This is a genomic window from Flavobacterium niveum, assembly GCF_055231775.1.
The window spans coordinates 21,769-34,278 of sequence record NZ_JBUYSX010000009.1; the positions used below are offsets into that span (position 1 = coordinate 21,769).

General features: G+C 44.7%; 15 protein-coding genes. 11 read left to right on the top strand and 4 right to left on the bottom strand.

What is annotated here, in order from left to right; translation table 11 throughout:
• Position 1 precedes the first annotated feature (1 nt).
• From ACZIX4_RS19200 to ACZIX4_RS19220, 5 genes are all read left to right on the top strand, one after another.
• Complete coding sequence (locus ACZIX4_RS19200; protein ID WP_463337273.1) at positions 2–439, top strand: TPM domain-containing protein; 438 nt, start codon at positions 2–4, stop codon at positions 437–439.
• Positions 440–1,240, top strand: a complete 801-nt coding sequence (locus ACZIX4_RS19205; protein WP_463337274.1) for a TPM domain-containing protein — start codon at positions 440–442, stop codon at positions 1,238–1,240.
• Positions 1,241–1,309: 69 nt separating this feature from the next.
• A complete protein-coding gene (locus tag ACZIX4_RS19210) occupies positions 1,310–2,083 on the top strand; it encodes a TPM domain-containing protein (protein ID WP_463337275.1) in 774 nt (257 codons plus the stop codon).
• Positions 2,084–2,162: 79 nt separating this feature from the next.
• Positions 2,163–2,915: a hypothetical protein gene (locus ACZIX4_RS19215; RefSeq protein WP_463337276.1), complete on the top strand. Its 753-nt coding sequence runs from the start codon at positions 2,163–2,165 to the stop codon at positions 2,913–2,915.
• Between the two features lie 52 nt (positions 2,916–2,967).
• Complete coding sequence (locus ACZIX4_RS19220) at positions 2,968–3,432, top strand: GNAT family N-acetyltransferase (RefSeq protein WP_463337277.1); 465 nt, start codon at positions 2,968–2,970, stop codon at positions 3,430–3,432.
• Here the strand turns inward: ACZIX4_RS19220 and ACZIX4_RS19225 are convergent.
• Together ACZIX4_RS19225 and ACZIX4_RS19230 are read right to left on the bottom strand one after the other, a co-directional pair.
• Positions 3,409–4,329, bottom strand: a complete 921-nt coding sequence (locus ACZIX4_RS19225; protein ID WP_463337278.1) for a glycoside hydrolase family 25 protein — start codon at positions 4,327–4,329, stop codon at positions 3,409–3,411. The genes ACZIX4_RS19220 and ACZIX4_RS19225 overlap by 24 nt on opposite strands.
• 9 nt (positions 4,330–4,338) lie before the next feature.
• A complete protein-coding gene (locus ACZIX4_RS19230) occupies positions 4,339–5,082 on the bottom strand; it encodes a CDP-alcohol phosphatidyltransferase family protein (RefSeq protein ID WP_463337279.1) in 744 nt (247 codons plus the stop codon).
• A 97-nt stretch (positions 5,083–5,179) separates the two neighbouring features.
• Between ACZIX4_RS19230 and ACZIX4_RS19235 the strand changes: the two genes are divergently transcribed.
• From ACZIX4_RS19235 to ACZIX4_RS19245, 3 genes are read left to right on the top strand one after another with little or no spacing between them, the layout of a single operon-like run.
• Entirely contained in the window at positions 5,180–6,253 is a 1,074-nt protein-coding gene (locus tag ACZIX4_RS19235; RefSeq protein ID WP_463337280.1) for a putative type IX sorting system protein PorV2, read from the top strand.
• Positions 6,254–6,272: 19 nt separating this feature from the next.
• Positions 6,273–7,424 carry a lipoprotein N-acyltransferase Lnb domain-containing protein gene (locus tag ACZIX4_RS19240; RefSeq protein ID WP_463337281.1) on the top strand — a complete coding sequence of 384 codons (1,152 nt, stop codon included), beginning with the start codon at positions 6,273–6,275 and terminating at the stop codon, positions 7,422–7,424.
• A 59-nt stretch (positions 7,425–7,483) separates the two neighbouring features.
• On the top strand, positions 7,484–8,230 hold the full coding sequence (locus ACZIX4_RS19245) for a tyrosine-protein phosphatase (protein WP_463337282.1): 747 nt from the start codon (positions 7,484–7,486) through the stop codon (positions 8,228–8,230).
• Here the strand turns inward: ACZIX4_RS19245 and ACZIX4_RS19250 are convergent, their stop codons facing one another.
• Positions 8,231–9,805: a T9SS type A sorting domain-containing protein gene (locus tag ACZIX4_RS19250; protein WP_463337283.1), complete on the bottom strand. Its 1,575-nt coding sequence runs from the start codon at positions 9,803–9,805 to the stop codon at positions 8,231–8,233.
• Between the two features lie 62 nt (positions 9,806–9,867).
• Between ACZIX4_RS19250 and ACZIX4_RS19255 the strand changes: the two genes are divergently transcribed.
• Positions 9,868–10,044 (top strand): hypothetical protein, encoded by a 177-nt coding sequence (locus ACZIX4_RS19255; RefSeq protein WP_463337284.1) that lies wholly within the window; start codon positions 9,868–9,870, stop codon positions 10,042–10,044.
• Here the strand turns inward: ACZIX4_RS19255 and ACZIX4_RS19260 are convergent.
• A complete protein-coding gene (locus ACZIX4_RS19260; RefSeq protein WP_463337285.1) occupies positions 10,041–10,175 on the bottom strand; it encodes a hypothetical protein in 135 nt (44 codons plus the stop codon). The genes ACZIX4_RS19255 and ACZIX4_RS19260 overlap by 4 nt on opposite strands.
• A gap of 16 nt (positions 10,176–10,191) precedes the next feature.
• Between ACZIX4_RS19260 and era the strand changes: the two genes are divergently transcribed.
• A complete protein-coding gene (gene era / locus ACZIX4_RS19265) occupies positions 10,192–11,076 on the top strand; it encodes a GTPase Era (RefSeq protein ID WP_463337286.1) in 885 nt (294 codons plus the stop codon).
• 123 nt (positions 11,077–11,199) lie between these two features.
• Positions 11,200–12,510: a ribosome biogenesis GTPase Der gene (gene der / locus ACZIX4_RS19270; protein WP_463337287.1), complete on the top strand. Its 1,311-nt coding sequence runs from the start codon at positions 11,200–11,202 to the stop codon at positions 12,508–12,510.

The following is a 12,510-nucleotide window of genomic DNA, read 5'->3' on the forward strand; positions in this document are numbered from 1 at the left end:
TATGGCTGCACCAAACGATTTTTTATCTGCCGAAGATGAGAAAGCTATTGTAGAAGCGATTCAGCAGGCTGAAAAAAACACCAGTGGTGAAATAAGGGTGCATATAGAAAATACATCGGAAAAACCTCCGCTCGAAAGGGCACAGGAGGTTTTTCAGTTTTTAAATATGCATGAAACCAATGCTCGTAACGGTGTGCTTTTTTACATAAGCCTAAAAGACCGGTCATTTGCCATAGTAGGAGATGAAGGTATAGACAAGGTGGTGGAAGCAGATTTTTGGGACTGTACCAAAGATGTGGTGATAGGCCATTTTAAGGAAAGAAGGTTTGTACAAGGCCTGGCCGAAGGCATAGTACGCGCTGGTGACCGCCTTAAAACCTATTTCCCGTATGCGGATGATGATAAAAATGAACTCCCCGATACTATATCAAGAGGATAAATGAAAAAACTATTACATCTTATAGTGCTTGTGTTGCTGCTTTGTGCAGTATCACAGCAGGGCTATGCCCAGTTTAAGATTCCCGAAAAACCGGATTTCCAAACCAGTGTATATGATTATGCTAAGTTGTTTTCATCTGATGAAAAAACACGGCTTGAGGAAAAGCTGGTACGCTATTCTGATACTACTTCTACCCAGATAGTAATAGCCACGGTAGAAAACCTTAACGGCGACAGCGCAGGGCGTGTAGCACCCGAATGGGCACAGACCTGGGGGGTAGGCCAAAAGGATAAAGATAACGGTATTTTTATACTGGTAAGCCGTGATGACCGAGACATGTATATAGCTACCGGCTATGGTGTGCAGGGCAGGCTTACGGCAGGGCAGGTGGGCACTATTATCCGTAGTGTGATTACTCCCGAGTTTAAAAAAGGTGACTATTATGCGGGCCTTGATAACGGTACCGATGCTATCTTCCAGGCACTGAACGGCAAATTTAAGGGCGAACGAAAAAAGGACGATGGCGGATTTTTAGGCTTTATACCTTTTATCATCATTTTGGTTATCATTATACTGGTTATTATTTTCCGGAACCGTGGCGGTGGCGGAGGAGGTAACCGTGGCTGGGGCGGCCCTGATCTTACCGATATACTTATACTGAGCAGCCTTGGGCGCGGCAGCAGTGGCTCCGGCTGGGGCGGAGGTAGTTCCGGTGGCTGGAGTGGCGGTGGAGGCGGCGGCTTCAGTGGCGGTTTTGGTGGCGGCGGCTTCAGTGGCGGCGGTGCCGGGGGAAGCTGGTAATTATGATTCATTTTTTATACTATATTGCAGCCGGAAAGACATGCTTTCCGGCTTTTTAAATTTTAACCAATGAAACCAATACAATATTTTTTTGTTTACTTCAGCCTTTTATTGGCTCCTTTAACCGGTTTTGCCCAATTTGTTATACCGGAAATCCCGGAGCATCAAACCAGTTTGTATGATTATGCCGAAATGCTGGACTCTATAGAAAGATATTCACTGGAAACCAAACTGCTTAATTATGCCGATACCACTTCTACCCAAATAGTAATTGCTACAGTAAAAAACCTTAAAGGCGATAGCGCAGCGCGTGTGGCACCACTATGGGCACAAAAATGGGGTGTAGGGCAGGCTGATAAGGATAATGGCGTTTTTGTATTGGTTAGTAAAGACGACCGTGAAATGTATATAGCTACGGGCTATGGTGTACAGGGCAGGCTCACTGCCGGTATTACCGGTCAAATTATCAGGGATTATATGCTGCCTGATTTTAAGGCAGGACGTTATTATTATGGTTTAGATAATGGCACCGATGCTATTTTTAAAGCACTTAGCGGTAAGTTTAAAGCTGAGGCGGAAGTGGTGCCGTGGTGGAAAGATAACAAGAACCCATGGGTATTACTAATGTGGATTGTCTTGGTGATTTCAGGGCTTCTCTTTTTACTGATGCTGTTTGCATGGCTTACCCGCTTTTTGCCGGATTATAAGTACATTCCCATAAAGAGCAGCGGTAAATCTAAAAGTTGGACTTTTTCGTCTCCAAAGCCCACAACAAAAAGAGGCTTTAAAGGAGGTTTCGGCGGCGGCGGCTTTAGTGGCGGTGGTGCCGGAGGAAGCTGGTAACGCTGTTGTTTCTTATCCGGATCTAAAATATATTACAGCCGGGGGTGTTATGCTCCCGGCTTTTTTATACATTAACAGCATGAAAAAACTGGCCTTATTATTCATAACAGCGGTGTTGCTGGCCTCCTGCGGTAAGATGCTTACCAAACTTGCCGTGTCCATGTTTAAGCATAACAACCCGTATTACTACACAAACGGGACAAAAAAAGTGGTGTTTGTACCCATGATACACATCAATAAGCCTGAGTTTTATGATGAGGTGAAGCAGTTTAATGATTCGTTGCGCAATGAGGGCTATGTATTTTTCTATGAAGGCGTGCGCTGGCGTAAGGATATGGACAGCCTTGAGCAGGATACCTACAAGCGTAAGCTGCGAAAGGTGTTGGGTTTTAATATGAGCAATTACCTGGATGCAAATAATAAGGACATGAAAAAGTACCAGATAAAAGGTATAGTGCATCAGTCGACCAAGAATACAGGTATTGATGCTGAAAAAGACGTCAGGGCCGATTATTATATGGATTCGCTAATAAATGTTTATGAGGCTGATAAGGGAGCATTAGTATTAGACGATTATGATAAAACGGCTTCGTTTACTGAAAAATATAAGGGAGATAAGGTATCGTCGTCAGACAGGGATTACCTGATGCTTACGTTGCGTAATAAGCTTCTGGCTGATAAAGTGGCTGCTGCCCAAAGCGATAAAATCGTTATACTGTACGGGGCGTTTCACCGTGATGGTTTTATGAAAGAACTGAAAGGACGTGATTCGTTGTGGAAAGAAGTAAACCGTGCCGAATATATAAAAGGAAAGGTTGTAAGTAATCCATAGCGTATTCCATTTCGACGATAGGAGAAATCTCTCACTGTAATTCAATAATATTATGCTCACCCTGAAACGTACCGATTCTACCGACCCTGATTTTGTACCATTGGTGCAGTTACTGGATGCCGACCTCGCCATCCGCGATGGTGATGAGCATGCCTTTTACCACCAATTTAATAAGATCGCCGCGATTAAGCATGTAATCGTGGCTTACGAGGGTGATATACCCGTAGGTTGCGGCGCCATAAAAGAACTCAGCCCGGATGCTATGGAGGTAAAGCGTATGTATACGCTGCCGGAACACAGGGGCAAGGGTATTGCGGCACAGGTGCTCGCTGCCCTGGAACAATGGGCTGCAGAACTTGGCCATGCAAAATGCATGTTGGAAACCGGCCTCAAACAACCCGAAGCCATTGCCCTATATAAGAAGTCGGGGTATGTACTGATACCGAATTACGGGCAGTATGCAGGTGTAGAAAATAGCGTGTGTTTTGAAAAACTACTGGATACAGCAACCCTTTAAATCCTTCTTGCTGCCGTTATAGATGTTGGCATCTACCTTGCCTTCTATGCCGAGGATAGCAGCCTTATCTGTAAATTGCCAGAAATCCCACTCCTTCCGTATATCATCGTTAAAGAAACTGTAATTGGCTATCCACAGCTTGTAGCCTGTAAATTCTTTCTTTAAAAAATCAGTATAAAAACTCTCACCGCTATAGATGATGGGTTTTACGCCGTAGTGTTCCTCTACTTTATCGAGCCAGCGTTTCAGGCCGCTTTTCAGGCTGTCCATGCTTTGCCCGCTCGGTATTTTTTCGATGTCCAGTACCGGTGGAAGGTCACCTTTGCGTAGTGCCACGTGGGTTATAAAATTATCGGCCTGTTTAACTGAGTTTTCATCCGGACGATAGTAATGGTATGCCCCACGGATAAAGCCGGTACGCTTGGCGTCCTTCCAGTTACGCTTAAACTGGTTGTCCGAACTACTGCTACCTGCAGTAGCACGGATAAATACAAAATCAAGCGGGAAATCGCCTTTGGTGTGCTCTATGCTGTCCCAGTTTATTTCACCCTGGTAATGCGATACGTCAAACCCGAAAATACGGTCTTTGTGACGGCTTACAATTTCGTAAATGCGCAGGTCGGCTATCTTACGTTCTTCTTTGGTGAAAACGGTAACGGCTTTGTTGTTTATTTTGGTAAAACCCAGGTACACCATAAACCCATGCCTGAAACGGTATACTCCCGTCACGGCAAACGACAGCAACAGCATGTATACCGAATATTTCAGTATGCTTAGCGGTGTAAGTTTTTGCTTTTTGCTTTTTGAGGGCTTACGTTTGGCAGGTGCAGCCGTTTTTGCGGTACGCGTTGTAGTGCGCTTCACCGGGGTTACAGGTGTGCGTTTTGGTGCTGCCATATAAACGTATTATGCTTTGTGCCAAATGTTTCGGGTGGCTACCGAAAGCAGTATGTACAGGATGATGATGAGTGGTATAGCAGCATATTGCAGCGCAAACATCAGGATTACCGATAGTACCAGGAAGATGACCTGTACTTTGTTGGTTTCCCAGTTGAAGTATTTCAGCTTTAGCGAAAACAGTGGTATGCCTGAGTTAAGCAGGAATGCACTCACAATGCTGATGCCTACCAGTACATACGGGTTGCTCAGCATATCGAATACCCAGCCGGTACCGTCGCTGAATGACTGTATAAGCGGCAGGCTCATGATAAGCAGTGAGTTGGCAGGCGTAGGCAGGCCGATGAACGAATCGGTCTGGCGGGTGTCTACATTGAATTTTGCCAGCCTGTAAGCTGAACCCAGTGTGATTATGAAACCGGCATACGGCAGCAGCCCAAGGTAAAAATTATCGCCCTCCAGGTTCAGTTCTGCCTGCATATCTACTATGCCTACAAGCATCTGGAAGATGGCAAGGCCGGGCACCACACCGCTGGTTACCATATCGGCAAGCGAATCGAGCTGCAGGCCTATAGGGCTTGAAACTTTAAGCACACGGGCAAAGAAGCCGTCCCAAAAATCAAAGAAAATACCCAGGCACACCCAAAAGAAAGCCATTGGCCAGTTGGTGTCAAACGCATAAATAAGGGCTATAAGGCCCGAAGCAAGGTTAAGCAGGGTAATGAAATTAGGGATGTGTTTCTTTACAGACATGTCTTAAAATTTATACGCAAATGTAATACAATAAAGTTAATAGAAACGGAGTTTAGTAATTGAGATTTTTATATCATATTTGCACAAAATAACCGTGTTGGGAAAATTACTGTCTGTCATAACTGTATTCGTTGCCCTTAGTGCCGGGGCGCAAACCACCCGTAAATACTCTAACGAGTTTATGAGTATTGGGGTAGATGCCGCTGCGCTGGGTATGAGCAATGCCGTAACGGGCAGTACTGCCGACGTAAATTCGGGCTACTGGAACCCGGCCGGCCTTATGGCTGTTACCGATAACCAGGCCGCCCTGATGCACGCCAGCTATTTTGCCAACATAGCCCAATACGACTACGGTGCTTTTGCCATGCCGATAGACGACCGCAGCGCACTGGGTATATCGGTTATCCGCTTTGGGGTGGACGATATTATGAACACCACCCAGCTGATAGACGACCAGGGGAACATCGACTACAACCGCATCAGTCTTTTCTCTACTGCCGATTACGGATTTACCCTGAGCTATGCCCGCAAGGCTCCCCTTGATGGTTTTACCTATGGTGTTAATGCCAAGGTAATACGCCGCATCATTGGTAAGTTTGCCAATTCATGGGGCTTTGGGTTCGACTTCGGGATGCAGTACCAAACCAAAAACGAATGGAAGCTGGGCTTTATGCTGCGCGATATTACCACTACATACAACGTTTGGGCCATAAATGAAGAAGAGTATGAGAAAATAAGCGGTGCCGTGGCAGGCCAAAACCAGGAACTGCCCGAAACCACAGAGATTACTTTGCCGAAAGCACAGCTTGGTGTGGCAAAGAAATTTGAGTTCCACGGCGATTACAGCCTTTTGGCAGCGGTTAACCTTAACATGCAGTTTGCCAAGACCAACGATATTGTAAACCTCGACTTTGTAAGTATAGACCCGGCTATGGGTTTTGAATTCGGTTACCTGGATATGGCCTTTTTAAGGCTGGGTGCGGGCAACTTCCAGAACGAACAACAGCTGGACAACAGCCAGCGCCTTACCTTCCAGCCCAATATGGGGGTGGGATTTAAGTACCGCGGTATAGAAATAGACTACGCCCTTACTGACCTGGGTGACCAAAGTGCGGCACTGTACTCAAATATTTTTTCCGTTAAGGTAGATTTGGGTATCTTTAGGCACTAAATACAACACCACAAACACCATGCGTACGTTATTAAAATTGCGGTTCCCGGTACTGATGCTTTTACTGGTACTGCCGTTGTGTACACGCGCCCAGCAATTATCTGATAAATCCTTTATAACGTTGATTACCTGCGGGCCGGGTCAGGAGCTGTATTCGGTTTTTGGGCATACTGCCATACGTGTGGCTGACCCTGCAACAGGGCTTGACGTGGTGTTTAATTACGGTACGTTCGATTTCAGTACGCCGAATTTCTACCTGAAGTTTGTAAAAGGCGATTTGCAGTATTTTGTATCGGCGGCATCGTATGCTGATTTTGTAAATGCCTATGAATACTACAACCGCGATGTTTTTGAGCAAAAACTGAACCTTACCCAGCAGCAAAAGCAACAGGTAATAGACGAACTGGCGCTTACGCTAAACTCCGACAAGAAATATTATACCTATAAATATTTTGACCGTAACTGCACCACTATGGTGAGCGATGTATTAGGGCATCATGTTCCGGAAAAAATATCCATGAAAAATACTGATGAAGGCAAAACCTACCGCAAAATAGTATGCGAAAAGCTGCACTACAGTTTTTACGAAAGCCTGGGTATCAATCTTATTTTTGGGATAAAGACCGATACCAAGCTGCACAAGCTGTTTTTACCGGAACAATTATTACAAGGTATTGGTAATACAACACTACAAAACGGCCAGCCGTTGGCACAACCTGTAGAAACTGTATACAAAAGCACTGAACAAACCCAAATGTCGTGGTGGAATAACATTTATACCTTTACACTTACTTGTGTAGTGTTGGTTGTTTTATCAAAATACATTTTCCTTCGCAGGGTGCTGTATGCACTTTTCGGGTTGCTTGGTATTTTCTTCTGTTTTGTTGGTCTGTATTCTTTCCATACCGAGGTAACGTGGAACTACAATGCGCTGCTGGTAAATCCGCTGTTTCTGGTGCTGCTGTACTTCAGCTTTGCCCATAAACTGGTTGCATTGCGTAAAACTGCCTTTGTATTACTGGGATGTGTGGTGGTGTACCTGCTCTTTATGCTGAACAAGCCATACCTGCTTACGGTACTGCCGCTGCTATTGGTTGTAGCACAGTTATTACTTAGAGAAGCCTACCCGCAGCACAAACTATTTTCGCGCAACGGGAAAATTACTGCCTAAGGCATTATTCAAGCGGTGTTTTCATTATTTTTGTAAGGTCACCACTAAACTATAAGCCTTTGTTTTCCCTCTTCAAGAAAAAAAGTACCGCCATGTCGCTGGCCAGCCTTATCCCACAGGGATATATAGATATACACTCGCACCTGCTGCCAGGCATAGATGACGGCGCCAAGGACGAGGCTGACTCCCTTTCGCTAATCAATACGCTTAAAGGATATGGCTTCAGCCAGTTTGTAACCACCCCGCACGTACTTACAGGAGTGTGGAACAACACCCGCGACGGCATACTGGCTACTGAAGATAAACACAAGGAATACCTGAAGCAGCAAGGTGTATACGAGCCTTTTAAAGCTGCCGCCGAATATCTTATAGACGATGTTTTTTTAAAACGTATAGGCAATGAACCGCTGCTTACTATAAAAGACAATTACGTGCTGGTGGAAATGAGTTACCTTGCTGCCCCGCTGCAATTGTATGAGGCAATTTTCCAATTACAGCTTGAGGGCTACCAACCCATTATGGCACACCCTGAACGCTACCTGTTTTACCACTTTAAACAGGAGGAATATACCAAGCTGAAAAAAGCAGGCTGTAAATTCCAGATTAACCTGCTTTCGGTTACCGGTTACTATGGCAAAGGTGTAGCCGATATTGCCCAAAAACTGCTGGAAGAAGGTATGATAGATTTTGCAGGCAGCGATACCCACCACGAGCGCCATACGGCTGCATTTTTAAATCCGGTACAGCTAAAAGACACTGCCCCGCTTATTAAGGCAATGGAGAATAATGTGTTGTTTGGTGTGTAATTATATCTTAACCAGTTTTTTTGTGTATACACTACCTTGTGAGTCATATAGTTTAAGAAGGTAGGTGCCTGAGGCAAGCTCAGCTATATTTATCGTATTATCTGTAATGGTAAAGGTTGCGGCACGCTGCCCGGTTATGGTATATACCTCGGCACTTACAATATCTTTTTCGGTTTGCAGGTTTACCTGGCCTGCTGTGGGGTTGGGGTATAATGCTACTGCCTGGACCATACTGCCGGAAACTGAAGCCGGTTGTTGTGCGGTTTTAAACAATTTAAGCAGTGAGGGTTCCAGCTCGCCTGTAGTGCGGTAACTTCCGCCTAAAATCATATAATCTTCGTTTTCAGTATAATCGAAAACCCAGTATTGGGCATTTGCGTTTTCGTGTGCAATTTTTCCACCTATACCAAAGCTGGTGTCGGCAGTGCCATTGGCATTCAGCTTAAAAATTGCCACACCATCCTCATAATTTTTTTTGCCCATTATGGTAATTTTTCCGTCCGCTTCGGTTACCAGTTTTTGTATGCGGAACTCGTTTTCAACAATCGGCTGGGAACCATTGGTGCCAAATTCGGTTATTAGGGAGCCATCAGCATTGTACTTGCGCAGTATGTTAGTATATCCTTCCTGGGTTGTTGCCAGTATTTTGTTATCTGCCGTCAGTGTAAAGCGCGTAATCATCTCTGTAATGGGCAATGTGATTATCCCGGCTGTGCCGAAACCTGTATCGGGCAGGCCGGTGCCCAGGTTCAGCTTTAAGATTGTGGAGGTTAGGTTGTATTCGCTGTCCATGTTTATAAACGAGACATAGATACTATTGTCCTCTGCAGAATAGTGCGCCTCATAAGGGAAATTATTTTCCTGTGTAAAACCATAAGTAATACGGCCGTTGTCCCACACATCGTTATAGCGTATGCCGTTTTCGTTAAACTTGTCAATCCATACAGAGCTGCCCGTGTGTCCTATAGTAATGAGGTCCTCATTCGGCAGGCGGAATGCGTTTAGCAGCATCAGGTAATCGCCTTCGTTGTACGGTATTGTAGCATAACCGTCTACACCGTAAGAAGTGTCAATTGTTCCGTCTATGTTATAGCGACTAAGGTGATAATATGTTATGTTAGGATCGTTATTAGGGCTGAGGCCATGGGTGGCTACCAGTATTTTGTTGTCAGGCGTCACCTCAGCAAAGGCCTGAAAAGCATCGCCTGCACTCCAGTAATAGGTATCGCTGGTCATAGAAATAACAAAGTCTGTGTCCTGTTCGCCTGCACTATTGTATTTATGCATGGTTAATCCGGTGGAAATATCCAGCATTAGGGCATAAATAGCATCATCATGCATAAACACATTAAGGGTGCTGCCCTGGTAAAGGGGATTCTCGGTTATAATGCTATTGGTGCCAAAGCTGCTGTCGTGGTATTCTGATTGTGAAAAAGTATTAATTGTAAAGCATAAAGCGCACAGTAACAATAAAGTAGTTTTTTTCATATTTGGTATAAATGAAGGTTTGTGGCTTACAAGGTAGTGATAAATACTGAAGGTTGCGTTATGGTATTTAGTTAAAATACCTGACATTGGGTATTTTTTTAACGGTTATAACCCATTATATTGCGATGAATTAACCAAAACAATTTCACATGAAAAAATTTGTTTATGCCGTCGCATTGATAACCTCATTTTTGCTTTCATTCGGTCTAACCTCAAGGCATATGCACTGGCCTTATGGTGAAATGGAAATTTTCGCAGGGCTGTTGTGCCTTACATTTGTGCTTATCCCGATTTATTTTATAGAGAAAATAAAGTCGGCCAACTAACGGTAATTAATTCCTGCCAGGGGCAATGCGGCCTGCGCCATCCGCACTACATGGCGTATGTTGCCATTGCCAATAATATATAATACCTTTGCACCTGCAATATAAGCCATTGTATCAATGGCTTTTTTCATTTAAATACACCATGTTATGGCACATAAAGCAGGATTCGTAAATATTATAGGCAACCCGAATGTAGGCAAAAGCACGCTTATGAATGCCTTTGTAGGCGAGCGCCTTTCTATCATTACCAGCAAGGCACAGACCACGCGCCACCGCATACTGGGCATAGTAAACGGCGATGATTTTCAGGCGGTGTTCAGCGATACGCCGGGTATAATAAAGCCTGCATACGAACTGCAAAGCAACATGATGGACTTTGTGAAAACTGCTTTTGAAGATGCCGATGTGCTGGTGTATATGGTCGAGGTGGGCGAGAAGGATTTAAAAGATGAGGCGTTTTTCAATAAGATTGTGAAGGCTAAAGTGCCGGTTTTATTATTGCTAAATAAAATTGACAAAAGCAGCCAAGAACAATTGGAAGAACAGGTAGCACTTTGGAAGGAAAAAGTGCCTAATGCTGAGATTTACCCTATAAGCGCACTGGAAAACTTTAATGTTGAAAATGTATTTAAACGCATACTGGAGCTGCTTCCGGAATCGCCGCCGTACTATCCTAAAGATGCACTTACCGATAAGCCGGAGCGTTTCTTTGTAAATGAAACCATCCGCGAAAAAATATTGCTGAACTACGATAAGGAAATCCCTTATGCTGTAGAGATAGAAACTGAAGAGTTCCTAGAAGAAGACGAAATCATCCGAATCCGTGCCGTGATTATGGTGGAGCGCGATACACAGAAGGGTATTATTATAGGGCACAAAGGATCTGCCCTGAAAAAAGTAGGGATACAATCCCGCGAAGACCTGGAGAAATTCTTCGGGAAGCAAATCCACCTGCAAATGTTCGTTAAAGTAAACAAGGACTGGAGGAGTAATAACTACCAGTTGAGGAGGTTTGGGTATAACAATAAGTAGTCAAAAGTCTTAAAGTCTAAGGTCGAAAGTCGTGAAGTTTCAGCGAGTCCTGACTTTAAGACTTTCGACTTTATGACTTTACAACTTAAAATTGCTACTTTTGCAAAAAATTAAAATAAGCTGATGAATAATATCGTAGCCATAGTGGGCAGGCCTAATGTAGGGAAGTCTACCTTTTTTAACCGTTTGATACAGCGCAGGGAAGCTATTGTAGACTCTGTGAGCGGTGTTACGCGCGACCGTAATTACGGCAAGAGCGAATGGAACGGAAAGGAGTTCTCTGTAATTGATACAGGCGGATATGTAAAGGGAAGCGACGATATTTTTGAAGGCGAAATACGCCGCCAGGTAGAACTGGCGATAGACGAAGCCGACGTTATCATCTTTGTGGTAGACGTGGAAGAGGGCATTACCCCTATGGATGATGAGGTGGCTAAGCTGCTTCGCAAAGTGACCAAGCCGGTAATTTTGGCCGTGAACAAGGTAGACAACGCCATGCGCGAAAAGGATGCCTATGAGTTTTACAACCTGGGCCTCGGCGAATACCACACCATATCAAGTGCCAGCGGAAGCGGTACTGGAGAATTGCTTGACGCAATCATCGAAGCCCTGCCCGATCCGCAGCCTGCTGATGAAAATGCCGAAGTACTGCCTCGTTTTGCCGTAGTAGGCCGCCCGAATGCTGGTAAATCGTCATTCATAAATGCGCTTATTGGCGAAGACCGCTTTGTGGTGACTGACATAGCCGGTACCACACGCGATGCTATAGATACTACATACAACCGTTTTGGGTTTAAGTTTAACCTGGTAGATACTGCCGGTATACGCCGTAAGGCCAAAGTAAAGGAAGACCTGGAGTTTTACAGCGTTATGCGTTCGGTTCGTGCTATAGAACACAGCGATATTATATTACTTGTAATTGATGCTACCCGTGGTTTTGAGGGTCAGGACCAGAGTATCTTCTGGCTGGCCGAGAAAAACCGCAAGGGTATAGTAATATTGGTAAACAAGTGGGACCTTGTGGAAAAAGACACCATGAGTACCCGCGATTACGAAAGGAAAATACGCGAGGAAATACAGCCGTTTACCGATGTGCCTATCCTGTTTATATCGGCGCTTACCAAGCAGCGTTTGCTTAAGGCACTGGAAACTGCTGTAGAGGTATTTGAAAGCCGTAAGCAACGCGTAGCTACCAGCAAATTAAACGAACTGATGCTGCCTATTATAGAAAACAACCCACCGCCGGCGCTTAAGGGCAAGTACATAAAAATAAAGTACTGTATGCAGCTGCCTACGCCTATGCCGCAGTTTGTGTTTTTCTGTAACCTGCCGCAGTATGTTAAAGACCCGTACAGGCGCTATATAGAAAACCAGCTGAGGGAGCACTTTAACTTTAGCGGGGTGCCCATAGATGTTTACTTCAGGCAGAAATAA